This window comes from Microcystis sp. M061S2 (assembly GCF_020245605.1).
Classification (GTDB): domain Bacteria; phylum Cyanobacteriota; class Cyanobacteriia; order Cyanobacteriales; family Microcystaceae; genus Microcystis.
This window is the reverse complement of record NZ_JADBUP010000038.1, coordinates 1-18,322: the sequence shown is the minus strand read 5'-3', so window position 1 is coordinate 18,322 and position 18,322 is coordinate 1. Positions and strand designations below refer to the sequence as shown.

The 18,322-nt window shown below is 44.5% G+C and carries 15 protein-coding genes and 3 pseudogenes; 10 read left to right on the top strand and 8 right to left on the bottom strand.

Translation table 11 applies throughout. The annotated features are described in order from the left end of the window. Positions 1-556: pseudogene (locus tag IM475_RS07275) on the bottom strand (transposase family protein); the annotation flags it as partial. Between the two features lie 466 nt (positions 557-1,022). On the opposite strand from IM475_RS07275, the gene IM475_RS07270 reads away from it, so the two are divergent. The 6 genes from IM475_RS07270 to IM475_RS07245 all read left to right on the top strand — a co-directional run bounded on the left by IM475_RS07270 (position 1,023) and on the right by IM475_RS07245 (position 7,244). Continuing rightward, complete coding sequence (locus IM475_RS07270; RefSeq protein WP_287727145.1) at positions 1,023-2,837, top strand: ABC transporter ATP-binding protein; 1,815 nt, start codon at positions 1,023-1,025, stop codon at positions 2,835-2,837. Positions 2,838-2,894: 57 nt separating this feature from the next. Then, positions 2,895-3,248: a DUF4164 family protein gene (locus tag IM475_RS07265; protein ID WP_046663851.1), complete on the top strand. Its 354-nt coding sequence runs from the start codon at positions 2,895-2,897 to the stop codon at positions 3,246-3,248. Between the two features lie 142 nt (positions 3,249-3,390). After that, entirely contained in the window at positions 3,391-3,678 is a 288-nt protein-coding gene (locus tag IM475_RS07260; RefSeq protein ID WP_287727144.1) for a DUF4164 family protein, read from the top strand. A gap of 218 nt (positions 3,679-3,896) precedes the next feature. Continuing rightward, a complete protein-coding gene (locus IM475_RS07255; RefSeq protein ID WP_287727143.1) occupies positions 3,897-4,856 on the top strand; it encodes an HNH endonuclease in 960 nt (319 codons plus the stop codon). Positions 4,857-4,879: 23 nt separating this feature from the next. Beyond that, positions 4,880-6,481, top strand: a complete 1,602-nt coding sequence (gene dndC, locus IM475_RS07250; RefSeq protein WP_287727142.1) for a DNA phosphorothioation system sulfurtransferase DndC — start codon at positions 4,880-4,882, stop codon at positions 6,479-6,481. A 70-nt stretch (positions 6,482-6,551) separates the two neighbouring features. Continuing rightward, positions 6,552-7,244, top strand: a complete 693-nt coding sequence (locus IM475_RS07245; protein ID WP_287727141.1) for a M15 family metallopeptidase — start codon at positions 6,552-6,554, stop codon at positions 7,242-7,244. A gap of 78 nt (positions 7,245-7,322) precedes the next feature. Here the strand turns inward: IM475_RS07245 and IM475_RS07240 are convergent, their stop codons facing one another. Then, positions 7,323-7,727: a response regulator gene (locus tag IM475_RS07240; RefSeq protein WP_287727140.1), complete on the bottom strand. Its 405-nt coding sequence runs from the start codon at positions 7,725-7,727 to the stop codon at positions 7,323-7,325. Between the two features lie 82 nt (positions 7,728-7,809). Here IM475_RS07240 and IM475_RS07235 point away from each other — a divergent pair, with 82 nt between their 5' ends. After that, complete coding sequence (locus IM475_RS07235) at positions 7,810-10,470, top strand: DNA gyrase/topoisomerase IV subunit A (RefSeq protein WP_287727139.1); 2,661 nt, start codon at positions 7,810-7,812, stop codon at positions 10,468-10,470. A gap of 3 nt (positions 10,471-10,473) precedes the next feature. Next, on the top strand, positions 10,474-11,157 hold the full coding sequence (locus IM475_RS07230) for a YdcF family protein (RefSeq protein WP_287659190.1): 684 nt from the start codon (positions 10,474-10,476) through the stop codon (positions 11,155-11,157). A 132-nt stretch (positions 11,158-11,289) separates the two neighbouring features. Here IM475_RS07230 and kdpC read toward each other — a convergent pair whose 3' ends face one another. The 6 genes and pseudogenes from kdpC to kdpA form a co-directional block, all read right to left on the bottom strand. Then, positions 11,290-11,934: a K(+)-transporting ATPase subunit C gene (kdpC, locus tag IM475_RS07225; RefSeq protein WP_287659189.1), complete on the bottom strand. Its 645-nt coding sequence runs from the start codon at positions 11,932-11,934 to the stop codon at positions 11,290-11,292. A 2-nt stretch (positions 11,935-11,936) separates the two neighbouring features. Beyond that, positions 11,937-12,143, bottom strand: coding sequence for a potassium-transporting ATPase subunit F (locus tag IM475_RS07220; protein WP_287659188.1), 207 nt, complete (start codon positions 12,141-12,143; stop codon positions 11,937-11,939). A 174-nt stretch (positions 12,144-12,317) separates the two neighbouring features. Beyond that, positions 12,318-13,256, bottom strand: a complete 939-nt coding sequence (locus IM475_RS07215; protein WP_287727146.1) for a DNA cytosine methyltransferase — start codon at positions 13,254-13,256, stop codon at positions 12,318-12,320. Positions 13,257-13,316: 60 nt separating this feature from the next. After that, positions 13,317-13,541, bottom strand: a pseudogene (locus tag IM475_RS07210) (HindVP family restriction endonuclease); the annotation flags it as partial. Then, complete coding sequence (gene kdpB, locus IM475_RS07205; protein WP_287727138.1) at positions 13,541-15,700, bottom strand: potassium-transporting ATPase subunit KdpB; 2,160 nt, start codon at positions 15,698-15,700, stop codon at positions 13,541-13,543. The pseudogene IM475_RS07210 and the gene kdpB, both read right to left, overlap by 1 nt. 15 nt (positions 15,701-15,715) lie before the next feature. After that, positions 15,716-17,461 carry a potassium-transporting ATPase subunit KdpA gene (gene kdpA, locus IM475_RS07200; protein ID WP_287727137.1) on the bottom strand — a complete coding sequence of 582 codons (1,746 nt, stop codon included), beginning with the start codon at positions 17,459-17,461 and terminating at the stop codon, positions 15,716-15,718. Between the two features lie 176 nt (positions 17,462-17,637). On the opposite strand from kdpA, the gene IM475_RS07195 reads away from it, so the two are divergent. Together IM475_RS07195 and IM475_RS07190 are read left to right on the top strand one after the other, a co-directional pair. Next, positions 17,638-17,790 (top strand): hypothetical protein, encoded by a 153-nt coding sequence (locus IM475_RS07195; protein ID WP_287666633.1) that lies wholly within the window; start codon positions 17,638-17,640, stop codon positions 17,788-17,790. A gap of 375 nt (positions 17,791-18,165) precedes the next feature. Beyond that, positions 18,166-18,322 (top strand): annotated as a pseudogene (locus IM475_RS07190) (flagellar assembly protein H); the annotation flags it as partial.

Here is an 18,322-nt window from a genome sequence, read left to right as displayed (position 1 = left end):
TAGTTAAAGGATGAAAACGAACCCGACTTTTTTTAAATAAACTAAAATCATGACCGCTGCCTTTCCCACAAAAGACACAGATAATTTCCTCGGTATTTTGAGCAGCTACTAATTGGGATTTTCAAGTATGATAACCTCTTTGACCACCCAAAAAATCTTTCTGTTTCTTTTGGTGGCTTTCTATGGGAGTTTCCGTTACATCCATTACCGTTACGACCGGTATCTCTGCTTGATTTAGTAGCGCTTTTTTTCCTTTTAAACGGAAGTTTCCCGATTGTCAAAGCATTTTTTCCGTCTTATTTACAATCCGACCTATAGTTGATTCTGATAGTTGACCACTTGTACCAATGTGAAAATATGTTCTATATTCTCGCCAATATTCTAACGTTACTAAAACTTGTTCTTCTATAGATAGTTTAGGTTTCGGTTCCCTTTTAGATGCTGAATTAGAGTCAGCTTCAACACTTTTTACTGATTCTACCATCTTTCTCTAGGTTTGTTTATACACACCGAAACGGCGTTTGAACTGTTCATCTGATAAGTTTTGATCATCCATACTTTTGCTATATTTATTAGCAAAAGTATAGATGATTTCCTGACCTAAGATCACATTTTATTCTTTTTTCCACTTCCATCTAAAAATCGAGAAAAAAGCAAAACCCTCCATTATACCATCAAAAAATTATCCAAGAGGTCTTATGATAAAACCATAGTTAGTGAATATATTTATGAAGAGAATAGGGAAATAATTAAAATAGAAAACGATCAAACTTGGTTTAATGCTCAAAAAATCCCTAAATTATCACCTCGTTATAGTGTTGCACAACTATTAATTCCTGACCCTGATATTTATCCCGTTCGAGCATAATTTAAGAAAATTGACACATATTTGGATGAATATATTGTACAATTTCATCAAAAGTATAATGGTAACTCCAGAAAAACAATCATAAAAGTGCCGTCAGTATCTTCAGTTAGCAGTTACCAGATAGAAGTTAAAAATTAGCAATTTACTTGATGTTATGGCTTCCTTACGCGATATTCTCAGTTACTACCGCAATTATCAAAAAGCCGCCTTTTTGAGCATTGCTGCATCCAGTGTCTTTGAAATTATCGATCTGATGGTTCCCTACGCTGTCGGACAGATTCTTAATGTTCTTTCTCATCAGCCTTTAGATGGATTCGTGCAATCTTTGGTCGATCGCACCATGGTTTTAACTCCCTTTGCCTCAGAAAAGTGGGTTAGTTTGGCAGTATTATTAGGCTTAATTTTCCTAACCACGGTAATTAAAGCACCAATTCAGCCTTGGGTGGGTGTATGGTTTCACTGGGAAATATCCTTAAGAGCGAGACGAGATCATCTCGGAAAAATTATTGCTAAAATTCTCACCTTACCCCTATCTTTTTATGATGAAAATAATCCTGGACGCATCGCTAACCGGATCGCCAAAGGGATAGAAAATCATACTTGGACTTATCCTGAAGTGGCGGGAATGATGATCCCAAAATTGTTTAGAGTTTTGGGTATCTTTATTGTTATTTGGGTAATTCAATGGCAGATCGCCCTTGCTTTTCTTATTTCTTTTGTATTAATTCTAGTTTTTATTGTCAGAGATTTAAAAGATTTAATGCAAAAAGAGAGAATTCTTGATCGGCACATTGAAAATACCCAAAGTCGCAATTCTGAGATTATTACTAATATCAAAACTGTCAAAGCTTTTGCCACAGAAGGACAGGAATTATATCGTCAAAAACAGCGTTTAGAGAGAGAATTTACCTACGTTATCTATCGCATTCATAAGGGTTATGTGGACTTAATTACTTGGGAAAAAACCCTCGTCCAAGCTAGTTTATTTGGAGTATTTTTCTTTACTCTCCTAGCTACCGTTCAACAGAAAATCTCGATCGGGCATTTTATCACCACCTATACCCTCGCTAGTATGGCCTATGCGGAATTAGATCCCCTATCCCAAATGGCAGAAACTTTCGCCCGTCGCTATGCTTCTATGGCACGTTTACAGGAATTTATCAACTTACCCAGTGGCACTGATGCAGGTAGTCTTTTAGCCGATCATGCTCAACATAATCCCTATCATTTTACGGGGAAAGTAGAATTAAGTAATCTCAGTTTTGGCTATAGTCCAGAAAGAACCATTCTCAAGGATATTAATCTACTGATTGAACCCTATCAAACCGTGGCATTAGTGGGAAAATCAGGTTCAGGAAAATCCACGTTAGTTAAGTTACTTTTCCGCTATTTTGAACCGAATCAAGGACAAATTCTGATGGATGGCGAGGATATTCGTCGCTTAGATGTCACTTGGTATCGGCGCCGGTTAGCGATTGTCCATCAAGAAGTAGATGTGTTTAATGGTACGGTGTTAGAAAATCTCACCTATGGTAATCCTAATATTAGCTTCGAGAAGGTAGCAGAAGCCTGTAAAATTGCCCGTGTCGATGAATTTATCCACGAATTACCTAATGGTTATTCCACTATTGTAGGGGAAAGGGGCGTGCGTCTTTCGGGGGGACAAAGACAGCGTTTAGGAATTGCTAGAGCCTTAATTGTTGATCCAGATGTGTTAGTTTTTGATGAGGCCACTTCTAGCTTAGATTATGAGTCAGAAAGAGCCATTCAACTAGCCATGAAATCCATCTTAGGCACTCGCACCACAATTATTATCGCCCACCGTCTCAGTACCGTTCGAGAAGCTGATAAAATTGTCGTCTTGGATAATGGTCGCATTGTCGAGATCGGTAGCCATGATCAATTATTAAATCAGCAGGGAATCTATCAGCGTCTCCACTCTTTACAAGAAAGCGGTGAACTGGTTTAGTCTTAAAATAGTCCCCGATAGGGAACCGAGAAAATATATCTAATGGGAGTTGATACTATGTCTAACGAAACCGTTACCTATTCCCTAGAAGCTGTTTTGACTAGGATTGAGGGGAAAATTGACAATCTCCAAAAAGATGTTGACCAAAAATTTGAAACTCTCCAAAAGGATTTTAACCAAAAATTTGACAGTTTCCAAAAAGATGTTGACCAAAAATTTGACAAAATCGACGAACGGTTAAATAAGCTGGAGGTAGGACAGGCAAAGTTAACCGAAAAGGTTGAAGGAATCGATAATCGCCTAAAATCAGTGGAAGGAACCCAAAAAAATCAGGTTTGGACATTGATTATTCTTTTGGCAAGTGCGATCGCTACTGCTGGTTGGAAAGTATTTTTTTCGGGTAATCCCTAGAATTAATCTGTGGCTATTATTCACGGTTTCAAGTTTTGTCATCCCAGAAAAACGCTCTTCTCAGACAACCTCGAACTGGTTTAGTCTTAAAATAGTCCCCGATAGGGAACCGAGAAAATATATCTAATGGGAGTTGTTCACCATGTCTAACGAAACCGTTACCTATTCCCTAGAAGCTGTTTTGACGAGGATTGAGGGGAAAATTGACAGTCTCCAAAAAGATGTTAACCAAAAATTTGACAAAATCGACGAACGGTTAAATAAGCTAGAGGTAGGACAGGCAAAGTTAACCGAAAAGGTTGAGGGCATCGATAATCGCCTAAAATCAGTGGAAGGAACCCAAAAAAATCAGGTTTGGACATTGATTATTCTTTTGGCAAGTGCGATCGCTACTGCCGGTTGGAAAGTATTTTTTTCAGCTAATCCCTAGAATTAACCTGTGGCTATTATTAGGTTAACTACTCTTCCACAAGCCCGCTTTTTTTATTAATACAAATGTTTTATGGCTTGCGATCGCTAGTCAGCCGCGATCGATCGATTTTATTATGAGGATCTCTCTAGCCTTTCTATATTTTTTCCTCTCGGTGGGATGTTTTTCTGTATGCTGGTAATGGTTTCCTTTTTTTAGCCGCATATCTCCCCCCCCCTATGGTCGATAGTCTTCCCCTACGCAATTTAAAATATTATTGTGACTTATTTTCTAAAATTAAAGTCAATAAGTCTAAGCAAAGTGGTGAAGCACCTTATAAGCCTATCTTATTATTATCAGTAATTGAGTTAATTAGTGATTCTCAAATTCAAGACAATAAAATATATATTTCTGATGACTTAATCGATACTTTTGATAAGTATTGGAAGCGTTTAAACCCAGATACTTTTAAAGGTGGGTTAGCTTTACCATTCTTTCATCTAAAAAATGACGGATTTTGGAAGCTAAAGTTTAGTGATATTTATACTGGTGGCCGTCCTCAAACTATTCCCAAAATTAGAGCAGATGTAGATTATGCGATTTTAGATCAGGAATTGTATAAACTTTTACAGGAACCGGAAGCTAGACGACAGCTAATTGATACTCTAATAGAAGCTTGGTTTTCTTCTAGTCAAAAGCAATTAGAAGATATTTTAGAAATTAATCAAGTCTTACAACAAGATGATGACACTCAACTAGATCGTAGCGTTTTAGATGAAGGAGAAACACAGACAAAATATTATTTTAGAAAGTCTATCGTTAGAGATGCGTTATTTCGTAAATCAGTCGTCCATTTATACGATTATCAATGCTCTTTTTGCGGTCTTAAAGTAAACCACTCCTTGACACAAAGTATTGTCGATGGCGCACATATCAAACCTTTTGCCAGATTCTATGATAACCAGATAAACAATGGTTTATCTCTTTGTAAAAATCATCATTGGGCATTCGATCAAGGACTATTTACTATTGACGATCAATACAAAATTATGATTAGTAAAGACTTTCAAGAAATTTCTCCTAATGCTAAAGCCATTAAAGACTTTCATGGTATGAATATTTTATTACCCACTCTAGAAGATCACTATCCGAAACCTGAAGCTATCCAATGGCATCGTCAGAATATTTTTAGAAATTAGTTGATCTTTTTGTTAATAACATTATGCTTGAAAAAACAACTTCTATTTTTCCTAATCGTGCTATAGAGGAGTTCGTAGAAGATATCAAAAGTATTACTCAAGAAATACAAGAGTTATATTGTCTAGACAGTATTCCCTGGATCATAGGTGTATCTTGGGGAAAAGATAGCACAGCAGTTTTACAATTGGTTTGGAATGCGATCGCTAGTTTGCCAGAAGAAAAAAGACAAAAAAAAGTTTACGTCATAACGACAGATACTTTGGTAGAAAATCCGATAGTCACTGCATGGGTAAATAAATCAATTAGTCAACTGAGAACTGCGGCAGAACAACAAAAAATGCCAATAGAAGCTCATATATTACATCCAGAAGTTTTAGCAAGGTATTGGGTTTGTTTGATTGGCAAAGGATATCCAGCACCGAGAATAAGATTTAGATGGTGTACTGAACGACTAAAAATTAATCCAGCTAATCAATTCATTCGACAAGTAGTTCGTGAAAGTGGAGAAGTTATTTTAGTGTTAGGAATGCGTAAAGCTGAGAGCCAAAAGAGAGCCAATGTCATGGCGAAACACGAAAAAGGTAGATTGAGAGATCGTCTGAGTCCTCGACCAAGTTTGATTAATTCTCTTGTCTATACTCCTATTGAGGACTGGCGCAACGATGAAGTATGGCTGTACTTAATGCAGTGGGAAAATCCCTGGGGAGGAGATAACAAAGAATTATTAGCAATGTATCGAGGAGCGACTGCGGATAATGAATGTCCCCTAGTGGTAGATACTTCCACTCCTAGCTGTGGAGATTCGCGCTTAGGTTGTTGGGTGTGTACGTTGGTAAATAAAGATAAATCGATGGAGGCAATGATACAGAATGACCAAGAAAAAGAATGGTTACAACCACTTTTAGACCTTCGCAACGAATTAGATATAGAAGATGACCGACCAAAACGGGATTTTCGCCGTATCTTTGGGAAAGTACAATTATTTGAAAGAAACTTAAATGGAGAAATATCGATCGAACCGATACCCGGCCCTTATACTAAAAAATGGCGGGAATATTGGCTGAGAAGGGTATTAGAGGCACAGGAGAGCGTGCGTACTAATGCCCCAGAGGATATGAAAGATATTACCCTAATTACCACGGAGGAACTCAGCGAAATTCGCCGGATTTGGAGGGAAGAAAAGCACGAATTTGATGACCAATTACCGAAGATTTATAAACAAGTGACTGGAGAAACTTTTCAAGACCCGCGACCGGGAGCGGATAATAATCTTTTGGGGAGTGAAGAATGGGATATCCTCGCGGATATCTGTGCCGAGGATTCCATGCACCTAGAATTATTGGCTAAACTTATCGATACGGAACGTCAATATTTTCTAAAAATCTCTCGCAAGGGTATTTACAAAGACCTAGAAAAATGCTTTGAGTCTAGTTCTCGTAGTAAAGAGGAAGCGATCGAAAATGCCCGTTATGTCTATGATCTAAAGAATGCCGCTCAAAGTGGTAATATTGCCCAGGTGAAAGAACAACTCAAAGAGAGTTTTAGTGAACCGGAAAAAGACCCACAAAAACAGTTAACTTGGGCCAGTATGAAATTCCCTACAACCGATGAGGAGGAAGAATAACGGGTTTATTTTACCCGTAAACTGGCGATCGAGTTGACCATCAATAAAATTACCATTTCCCGACGACGCGATGAAACCCTACCAAAAAATTCCTATTCGTGAATGTGGGGAACCCCTAGTACCGATACCCGCAGATAAATTTGTTATCCCTTCTCCCCATGCTTACGAGAAATTAGGGGCTAATTATCGGGGTAAATCTCCCTATTTTTTGCGACAAGGGGTGTTAAATCCCCTGATTGACGCTCAAAACCGTCTGCAAGTCTATCAACCCGGTTGGCAAATTTTGATTTTTGATGCCTATCGACCGGTGGAAGTGCAACAATTTATGGTCGATTATACTTTTCAGACTCTCCTCGACACAAGAGGATTAGCCAAAGAGAAACTATCGGAGGCAGAAAGTCAAGCGATTTTAACAGAAGTTTACACTATTTGGGCGGTTCCCAGCGATAATGCCGCCACCCCGCCTCCCCATAGTACCGGAGCGGCGATCGATATTACCCTAGTGGACGAGAAGGGACAAGCGATCGACATGGGGGGAGAAATCGATGAGATCGGAGAGCGATCGCATCCCGATTATTATATCGCCGCAAAAAGCCCGCAAGAACAGAGTTATCATCAAAAACGAGTTTTATTGGCTAAAGTGATGGAGGAGGCGGGATTTAGCCGACATAAGGGGGAATGGTGGCATTTTTCCCTAGGGGATCAGATGTGGGCCTGGTCGCTCGATCGACCCTACGCCATCTATGGCAGAGTGGAGGATTAGGGAGATAGCTGTTAGGGGTAAACTGAAAGCAGCTGGTCTAGATAAATACTGATATACTAACAAAAGAAGACTCAAAGCTTAGACCGAATCCCGATCGATGATCGCCAAAATTTGATCAACAAAAGCTTGGTGATCAACCACCGGTTTAGAAATATAACCATCGGCCCCACTCTGCTTGAGAAAATTCTCTCGATCGCCCTCCATAGCGTGAGCGGTGACGAGAATAACGGGTAAATCGGCGGTTTCGGGGTTAGCTTTGAGAATTTGGCTGATTTTAATACCATCTACCGCTTTCCCTTCATAGACACTATGGGAGAGGGAGACATCCATTAAGATCACGTCCGCTTCCTTATCCCGAGCAATACGAAGCACTTCTTCCACATCTTCGGTCCCTTTGACCTCTAGACCACCTCGTTTGGTCAAAATTTTGGCAAAAACGCGAAAATTTATCGGGTCGTCTTCTACAATCAAAACAGTCGTCATAGGGAAGCTCAGGGATAAACAAGGTTAAAAAGGGCAAAATGCCTTATGATTCACAGCTAGACAGATTGAAAACGAGAGACTCATGGCCAAACAACTGGATTTCTTAGCTAGTGGTCAAATTATACCCACGGCCTTACACCAAGAGATGGAACGCTCCTATCTAGAATATGCCATGAGTGTGATCGTGGGGCGAGCCTTGCCGGATGTACGCGATGGACTAAAACCAGTACATCGTCGCATATTATACGCTATGCACGAACTCGGTTTAACCCCCGATCGCCCTTTTCGTAAATGTGCGCGGGTGGTGGGGGACGTGTTGGGTAAATATCATCCCCACGGCGATCAGTCAGTGTACGAAGCACTGGTTCGTATGGTACAGGATTTTTCCAGTCGTTACCCACTTTTATCGGGCCATGGTAACTTTGGTTCGATCGATAACGACCCCCCGGCGGCCATGCGTTACACAGAAACCCGTTTGGCCGGCATCGGTGATCAGGCGGTTTTAGGGGGAATTAGCGAAGCTATCGTTAATTTTAGCAGTAATTTTGATAATTCTCAACAGGAACCCGTTGTTTTACCCGCTCAGTTACCGATACTCATTCTTAATGGTTGTTCTGGTATTGCGGTGGGGATGGCGACTAATATTCCTCCCCATAATTTAGGGGAAGTGGTGGAAGGTTTAATCGCTTTGATTGATAATCCCGATTTAAGCGAGGAAAAGTTAGTAGAAATTATCCCCGGGCCCGATTTTCCCACGGGAGGCGAGATTTTAGATGATACCGGTATTCGCGAGGCTTATCGCACTGGTAGGGGGATTATTCCCGTGCGCGGAGTGGCCAAAACTGAAACAATTATCATTGAGGGCAAGCGCCGAAGGGAAAGGACGGCAATTGTGGTTACTGAGTTGCCTTTTCAGGTGAATAAGGCGGCATGGATTGAAAAAATCGCTGAATTAGTCAATTTAGGGAAATTGGAGGGAATTGCCGATATCCGCGATGAAAGCAATCGCGAAGGCATTCGGGTGGTGATTGAATTAAAGCGGGAAAGTCAACCGCAGCAGGTTTTGGCGGCTTTATACCAACAAACGGCCCTACAGACTAATTTTGGGGCGATTATCCTCGCTTTGGTCGATAATCAACCCCGGCAGTTATCGTTAAAACAAGTTTTACAGGAATTCTTGCGCTTTCGAGAAACAACTCTCACCCGTCAGTATGGCGACGAGTTGCAACAGGCCAGCGATCGCTTACACCTAGTGGAGGGTTTATTATTAGCTTTGCAGAATATCGATCGAGTGGTGGATATTCTCAAAAATGCTCCCGATGGGACGACGGCTAAGTATCGTTTTCAGGCAGAATTGGGCATTAGTGACGCACAAGCTGATTCTATCTTGGCTATGCCCCTACGTCGTTTAACTGGTTTGGAAAGACAAAAGTTAGAGACGGAAGCGACGGAATTACAAACAAAAATTCAACAGTTAGAAACCCTCCTCCATAACCGTCAGGAGTTTCTCAAGTCTCTGAAAAAAGAATTGCGCTCTTTAAAGAAAAAATTCGCCGATAGCAGACGGACAAAAATTCGCACCGGCAAGTCGGGGGACAGGAGACAGGAGACAGCAGGGAAGAAACAGGATTCTGTGGTGAAAAAACAGGAGACAGTCCCGATGAAAAAATTTTCACCCCCACAGATGAAAGAGGTTTCCTTCCCCACACCCCACACCCCACACCCCACACCCCACACCCCACACCCCACACCCTCTTTGAAGGCAGAAGTTAAAAAACAGGAGAATAAAGTTAAGAAAAAGCCTGAGAGTGAGAATGCACCGAGTTTAAGCCTATTTACGCCCCAAGAACCCCCAGAAAATGCGATTTTATTGCTTGATGCCGAAGATAAAATTAGTTGGACGACGCCGGAAGAGCGAGCGCCGGACCGGGGTTTAATTATCTATCAACAGGCGATCGAAAAACGGGAAAATTTCCTAGTTATCCTCGATAATGCTAAAGCTTACCCGATTGCTACCCGGGAAGTCCCCCCGCAAGCGAATCAACCAGTGTTAATCTCCAGTCTGCTGACCAAAACCGCCCAAAAAGAGTCAGAAGCCGTGTTAAATCAATTTTTCTTGACAGAACCTCAAAAAAATCAAGAATTGCTTTTACTGAGTCAACAGGGGCGAATAAAGCGGCTTCCCATCGATGAATTAGAGGGGGTTGGTAGTCGGGGTTTGTCCCTGATGAAATTGAAAGAAGACGATCGCCTATATGGTGCTATTTTTACTCACGAGGGCCTCGACTTAGCGATCGCCACCAGCAGCGGTCGGGTGTTGCGTTATCCCGTGCGAGAGGAATTATTGCCAATGATGAGTAAATCCGCTCAGGGTTTAGCAATTTTGCGATTGCGCTACGGGGAACATCTAGCCGGCTGTGTTTCTCTCCCCCATCGGGAAAATCTGCTGCTGATTTCGGGATTAGGTTACGGAAAAAGACTGGCGATCGAGAATTTACGTCTATCACAATTAGGCGATCTTGGTTCACCCGCTTTACAATTCGTCAACAAACAGGATAGTTTAGCGGCTATGGTAGCGGCGCAGGCGGGGAGTATAGTGTTATTAAGTACCAATCAGAATCGAAAACTGCCCTTAGAGGTAGAAACTGTGACAGTTACGGGTAAAGACGGGACAGGTTCACAATTAGTCAAACTCAACCCCGCAGAAAAAATTATCAAAGCACAATTGTTACACCGTCTCTAAACAATGGCGAAAAAACCGAAAAATGTTGCGCGTAAACACCGAAATTGGCAAAGATGGTTAAAACTAACTCTGGTGGCAGTTTTTGGGTTTATTATCCTTAATTTAGCGATTAATTTAGCCATCCGCTGGCCAATTAATCAACAAAAACCCGTTGAGGCCATCTTAGTTTTGGGGGGCAGCATTCGTCGGGAAATTTATGTAGCCAATCTAGCCCAGCAATACCCCGATATACCGATTTTAATTTCCCAAGGCTCGGAAGACCCCTGTATTTTATTACTATTTGAACAGGCAAAAGCACCAAAAACTAACGTCTGGTTAGAAAAGTGTGCCGATTCTACCTTCGGCAATTTTTTCTTTGCTGTGCCAATTTTAAAACAATGGGGAGTACATAAAGTAAAAGTTGTCACCTCTCCTACTCATTTACCTCGCGCTCAATGGTTAGCAGAAATTCACTTGCAATCCCACGGTATAGCAGTAGAAATCGATGCAGTCAGAGAAATTGGTATTCCGGGTAATCAGGAATCAAAGCTAAAAACTGGATTAGATGTGACTAGAAGTATAATTTGGGCTTTTGTGGGACAATTAATCTATCCCCCCTGTTGGCAAGTCATTCCCTTAAATTCCGTTGATTTAGAAGCTTGGCACGATGAAGGTTTTAAATGTGAATCCCAAGGTAAGATCAGGTAAACAATCCTCTCCCAGTTAGTTTTTTAGCGGCTGCATCCCATTTTTGTAAATCTACTAACTTGGGGTTTTTAAAGGCAAACTCTCTCTTCCCACTTGCCTATACCTTTTAAACAGGATTTAGTATCAGAAACCCTATCGGGTATTGGCGATCGCATCTAGAGCCAAATTCAGTTTCAGCAGGTTAACCCCCGGTTCGCCGAAGATGCCGAGAAAGCGACCATCGGTGTTTTTGGTAACGAGGATCTCCACTTGATTCGTCGGTAATCCCCTCACCCGCGCCACCCGATCGATCTGCGCTCTGGCGGCTTCCGGGGTGATGTGGGGATCGAGACTCGATCCGGAGGTATATACTAGATCCGCGGTGGGTTTAATTGCCGCTTTCTCTAATCGGGGAATCTCCCCCTCTACAGCTTTCGCTGGATCGGGATTGGGTTTTCCTTTAATTCGCTCGATCAACACGGGGTTACTGGGGGCCAGGTTACTCGCTCCCGAAATCCCGGTTTGCAGGACTTTGTTAGGATCGTTTTTCGGATCAGCTGTACTGTAGGCGGTGGTACTCGGACGACTATTGAAATAGCGATCGCTGGTGAAAGGTTGCCCAATTAGAGCCGAACCCACCACTTGACCTTGATTATTGGTGATCAAACTCCCGTTTGCTTGCCGGGGAAAAAGAATTTGACCGATGGCGATCATCGAGAAAGGATAGATCAGCGCAGTGATCACCCAGAGAACTAGGGTAGAACGGATGGCTCTACCGGCCTCGCGTGCAAAACTCATGATTAAAACCTCTCTGGTACAAAGATGACAAGGAATAGGTAGATAAATAAAGCAAAGGCGACTAATCCTAAAAGGGTTAACGCAGAAGCTTGCCACCTATCGATAGTGCTTCCCGTAGAAGCTTGAACGATGGAGGAGAAAAGAATTGTTAGACAGAAATTTAAGAAAATATACCAGAAAAATCGGTATTTTCTAAGGGATGCTTTCATAAGAATTAGAGTTTTTTGGAGATTTGTTTTTGCCAGTAAATCAAGAAAATAGCTGTGGTTGTCAAAAATTATCAGACACCCCCCTTATCAAGGGGGGATTAAGGGGGGATCGACACCCCCCTTATCAAGGGGGGATTAAGGGGGGATCAAAGACAAAATCTATTTTCAATTTAATTATAACCACTTACTTAGCTGTAGTTGTCGATAGGTTGTCTTTTTGCCCTTTTTCAATTCATAGTTAAGAATACATTGGCCTACATATCTAGCCAGATTAACAGGGACAGCATTGCCAATCATTTGTTCTAGATTAGATTTTGTTCCAGCAAAAATAAAGTCTTTAGGAAAAGTTTGGATATAGCTTCGCTCGCTCGTTGTTAACGGTCTTAATTTTTCATGAAGATGACAAGCATCACCGGGATGTTGTCGATAGGTTTTGGGAACTGGTCGATTTACTCCTCGAATAGTAGGGCTAGGTTCATAAATACTGAATATCGCCCTTCTTTGATAGCTTCTAGGATGTCTATAATAGTATTCTATATCTAATTCTTTGCCCATATAGTCAAATACAGTCAGAGGTTGACTTGATAAATTTTCATTGATTTCATCGATTAAAAAATCATCTTCTTCGTTCATTTTACCGATCAGAAAATATCTTTTTCTAGTTTGAGGAACTCCGCAGTAACAAGAATTAATAACTTTTCCAGTTAAACCATAACCATGGCTTTTAAAAATTTGTTTTGCTTGAGTGAGTATTTTACTTTTCTCAATTCTATCCACATTTTCCATAACAAACCATTGCGGACTTACTCCAGTTACAATTTCGGCGAATGTGAGCGTTAGATTCGCTCGTCCTAAACCCTCGTTTCTCTTACCGGCACTGGAAAAGTCTTGACAAGGAGGGCTGCCGACAATAATCTCAGGATTATAGTGAGCCAATATTTCTTGGCTAGATTCTCTAGATAAATCGACATTAAATATCGGATGACTAAAGTTATTGCTATAGACATCTATAGCAGGTATCCAATTATCAAATGCAGCCACAATAGTAAACCCCGCTTTCTGGAAACCTAAAGATAAACCACCACAACCAGCAAATAAATCGATTGTGATCATTTTGCTCCCTCCTCTAAATTGACTCTCGAAAGCATAAAATAAATGATCGGAATCGGGAGCTAGACCGTATAACTCTTGTGTACTTAACTCCGCCGGTTGAATTTTTAAATTTTCATCAAGTTTCAGATATACATTTTTCAGTCCTTTACCATCTAAGTAAGCGCACAAAGAAGCTGGAAATGAGGAGTTAAATTGATTTTTACCCCAGGTTTCTTTTTGGCTAAAATCCCGATTCGAGTGCTTCAATCCGAATAAACTAGGCTTAAATATTGCCGATTTTCCCATTACCTCAACCCGATCGCTGAAATTATCTCATCAATAATCTTAATAGCAATAAACGGCGCAATCATGCCTCCCACGCCGTAGATGAGGATATTGCGCCGCAATAGTTGGTCGGCGGTGAGCGGGCGAAATTGAACGCCTTTAAGTGCTAGGGGAATCAAAACGGGGATAATCAGGGCATTGTAGATCAGGGCCGAGACGATCGCCGATTGAGCACTTTTCAAACCCATAATGTTTAAAGCACCGATCCCGGCAGCGGCGAAAATCGTCGGGATAATGGCGAAATACTTAGCGATATCGTTAGCTACCGAAAACGTGGTCAGGGCGCCGCGGGTAATTAATAACTGTTTGCCGATGGTCACTAAATCGATCAGCTTGGTCGGGTCAGAATCGAGATCCACCATATTGGCAGCCTCCTTCGCCGCTTGGGTTCCGGAGTTCATCGCCACACCGACATTAGCCTGGGCCAGTGCGGGTGCGTCGTTGGTACCGTCTCCCGTCATGGCAACTAACTTGCCCTGGGATTGCTCGCGACGGATCACCTCGATCTTATCTTCTGGGGTGGCCTCGGCGATAAAATCATCCACCCCCGCCTCCGCCGCGATCACCGCCGCCGTGATCTGGTTGTCGCCGGTGAGCATGATCGTTCTGACACCCATGCGCCGTAATTGGTCGAAACGCTCTTTTAATCCAGGCTTCACGATGTCTTTGAGATAGATCACCCCGTAGATATCGTTACCCCGACAGACGGCCAGGGGAGTTCCCCCCAAACGGGAAACCCTTTCCTGTGCCTGATCAAGGGTCTCGGGAACGGAACCACCGCGGGAACGGACGAAACCTTTAATCGCGTCTACGGCTCCCTTACGGTATTCCTCGCCGTCCCTATCGGTGCCGCTCATGCGGGTACGAGCGGAGAATTCGATTCCCTCGCCGGGTTGGCCATCGATGGAGAGGTTCGCGCCCAAATTCCGGGCTAAGGCAACGATCGAGCGTCCTTCCGGGGTTTCGTCGAAAAGGCTGGCCGCTAGACAGATGCGGGCTAATTCCTCGAGGTTATGACCGTTCACGGGGATAAATTCGTCAGCCAGCCGGTTGCCGAGGGTGATTGTTCCCGTTTTGTCGAGAAGGAGGGTATTCACGTCGCCGCAGGCTTCCACCGCGCGCCCGGAGGTGGCGATGACGTTAAACTGAGCCACACGATCCATGCCAGCGATGCCGATCGCGCTCAATAAACCGCCGATCGTCGTGGGAATGAGGGCGACGAGGAGGGAGATCAAGATGGCGATACTGGAACCGGCCCGAAAAGTATCCGCGACCGCCGGCCCGAGGCTCGTGTCTAGAAAACTGGCGATATAGTTCCCGATCGAGGGAATCGTGGCCACGACAATTAAAAAGACTTGGGTTAACACGGCCAGAAGTACCGTCAGCGCGATCTCGTTGGGGGTTTTCGTGCGCTCGGCCCCTTCCACGAGAGCGATCATGCGATCGATAAAACCCTGGCCGGGATCTTGAGCGATCCGCACCGTCAACTCGTCTGAGAGAAGCCTGGTGCCGCCGGTGACGGAACTGGCGATGTCGGTGCCGGGTTGTTTGAGGACGGGGGCCGATTCTCCGGTGATCGCCGATTCATCCACCGAACCGATTCCCTCGATCACTTCCCCGTCGGCGGGAATCACGTCCCCGGCCACCAGTTTTACCCGATCGCCCCGACGCAAGGCCGTGGAACTGACCGACTCGATCGAGCCGTCGGCAAGGATTTTCCTGGCGATCGTGTCGCTGCGGGTGGAGCGCAGGGCATCGGCCTGGGCTTTTCCCCGTCCCTCGGCGATCGCCTCGGCGAAGTTGGCGAACAGCACCGTGAAGAAGAGGATGAGGGTGATGATGCCGTTAAGTAGCCGTTGTTGTCCCCTCTCCCCGGCGATCGTGCCGAATAGATGCGGGTCGATCGTCACCAGAGCCGTGACGATCGTTCCTAACCAGACCACGAACATAACCGGGTTACGCACGGCGATGCGCGGGTCGAGTTTGAGGAAGGACTGCCGGATCGCGCTTTGATAGAGACCTGTCCGGTTTACCTTGGGGGTATGGCGGCGGTCGTCCCGGCGACCTCTCGGCACTCGCAACGGGCGGGAGGATTTAGAATTTCCTTTGTTCGTTCTCATAAATTATCCAAACTCCTAGCCGATCATCCTGGTGATTTGAAAGGCTTCCGCAATCGGCCCGAGGGCTAATATCGGCAAGAAAGTGAGCGCACCGAGAATTAAAATCACCCCCGCCGTCACGCCGGTAAAGAGTCCGGTATCGGTGCGGAGGGTTCCGGTGGTGGCGGGAACCGGTTGTTTGCGGGACATCCCATCGGCTAACAAGAGCAGGGCGGCGATCGGAATATACCGTCCAGCCAGTAAACTAAAGGAGGCGCTCAGATTCCACCAGAGAGCGGTCATCGTCGGTTTCGCCCCAGATGCGATCGCAAGCGGTGCGGGTTGGGAATCCCCCAGTCCCTCGAATCCCGACCCGTTATTGGCGGCGGCGGAAGCGTACTCGTAGATAACTTGAGATAATCCGTGAAAGCCGGGGTTACTGATGCCTTGAAAGTCGGGAAAGGCAAGGGCGATCGCTCCGGGGATGAGGATGGCGATCGGGTGAACCAGCAGAATTAAAAAACTCGCTAACACCACTTCCCGCTTCTCGATTTTGCGCCCCAGGAATTCCGGGGTTCGTCCCACCATTAGCCCAGTGACGAATACCGCCAGGATCAGATAGGCAAACAGGTAGGCGGTGCCTGTTCCCTGGCCGCCGAAGACGATTTGCAGGAACAGATTCGAGAGGGTGGCGAAGCCGCCGTTCGGCATCAAGGAATCGTGCATGGCGATCACCGCACCGCACATGGTGGCCGTGGTAGTTACTGCGTACAGGGCCGATTGCGCCCAACCGAAGCGTACTTCTTTACCCTCGAAGTTAACCGCTCGATCGACCCCTAGCAGGGAGTTAACCGCCTGGTTGCCGTTATATTCTCCGATCGCTGTGATGATCGTAAAGCCGATGAAGATACCGAGGGGAATTAGATAGATTAATCGAGCTTGCTTGAGATTATCGGCGAAAACACCGTAGGTATAGATCAGGGAGGTGGGAATCGAGAGAATCGCCACCAACTGCACCAGATTGACGAATCCGTTCGGGTTTTCAAAGGGGTGGGCTGAGTTGCTGGCAAAAAAGCCGCCGCCGTTTTCTCCCAATTCCTTAATAATCTCGAAGTGGGCCACTGGACCGCGGGCGATCGCCTGACTGAGGTTGGGGTTTTCTAGCGTCGGCAAGATCGCCGGGCCAGCGAGGGTTTCCGGGACTCCGGCGATGATCAGGGCAATTGCCCCCACGATCGAGATCGGTAAGAGGATACGGGTGATCGCTCGGATCAGATCCACATAGAAATTGCCCAACGGTCGCCCCGTCAGTCCCCGAATAAAGGCGATCCCCACCGCTAGACCGGTTCCGGCCGAAGTGAACATCTGGTAGCCAAGACCCCAGATCTGACTCCCATAGCTGAGGGTGGTTTCTCCAGAATAATGCTGTTGGTCACTGTTGGTGATAAAGGAAATCGTCGTATGTAGCGTGGTGTCCCAAGAAGGGGCGGGGATCCCCGTCGGGTTGAGGGGAAGGAATCCTTGGCCCGCAATCAGGGAAAAAACCAGAATTGCCATCACCGCGTTACTGTAGAGAACGGCGCGGAGGTACTGCCAGCCGGTCATATTCTCTTTCCCTTTCACCCCGACGAAGTTGTAAAGAAGACTCTCGACTCGATCGCACAGTGGGTCGAGTAGGGTTCTCCGTTCCATGAACACCCTCGCCATATACCGCCCGAAAAAGGGGGTGATCGCCACGATTATCAGGATCGTGAGCGCGATTTGAATCCATCCTTGCAACATGGTTCGATCAACTCCGAAAAAAGGCAAGTGGTCATTGAGCTTGTCGAAATGTGGCGGCTCGATCGACGGATTCGACAAGCTCACCGTCCACGATCGACCGGTAAACTCACGGGTTCGCTGTCTCGAAACCGCTTGCTGAAAACCGAGTTTGTCTCATCGTTAGCGATCATTAACAAATGGATGATCGAGGGATTACTATCACCTCTGCTGGAATGATTGTAGCGATTTTTCGCGCCTTGACAATCTATATTTTTTCCGTTCGTTATCCTATCAGCTTTTACGCACTTATGCAGCAATACCGACAATCAGCAATTATCAGTGACTCCTAAGATTTTAGGTCACAAGTCGCTGAACAAACAGGAATAATTATGCAAACGCCATCGCAATTTATACAAGACATTCGCTCAATTATTAATCATGATTTATGACTTAGGGTATTAGTGATCGCCTTTTGGCAATCAGCCGCTAAAATTGTCCTTGTCTGGTGATCGCATCTTCGCCATGACAAGGAGTAAGATTGCTTCGGAGGGTTTTTAGTTGAAAGAGAAAGGTTAACAGGGAAAGTATCCCCCTCTTTTCGTAGTTCCCCCTCTCCTCGTAGGTTAGGGGGTGAGGTCATAACAATCTGCTGCCAAAACAGACTTTTCAGAATATAATAGAGAAGAGTAGTCATTCATCGCTCAGATTCGGTAAGATGATATTACATGACTAATAATATTAACCATGATCGCTTATTTAAGGAGTTAATCTCGACCTTTTTTGTCGAATTTATTGAGTTGTTTTTTCCTCAATTGATCGATTATTTAGATAGGGACTCGATTACTTTTTTAGACAAAGAAGTATTTACCGATGTCACGGAAG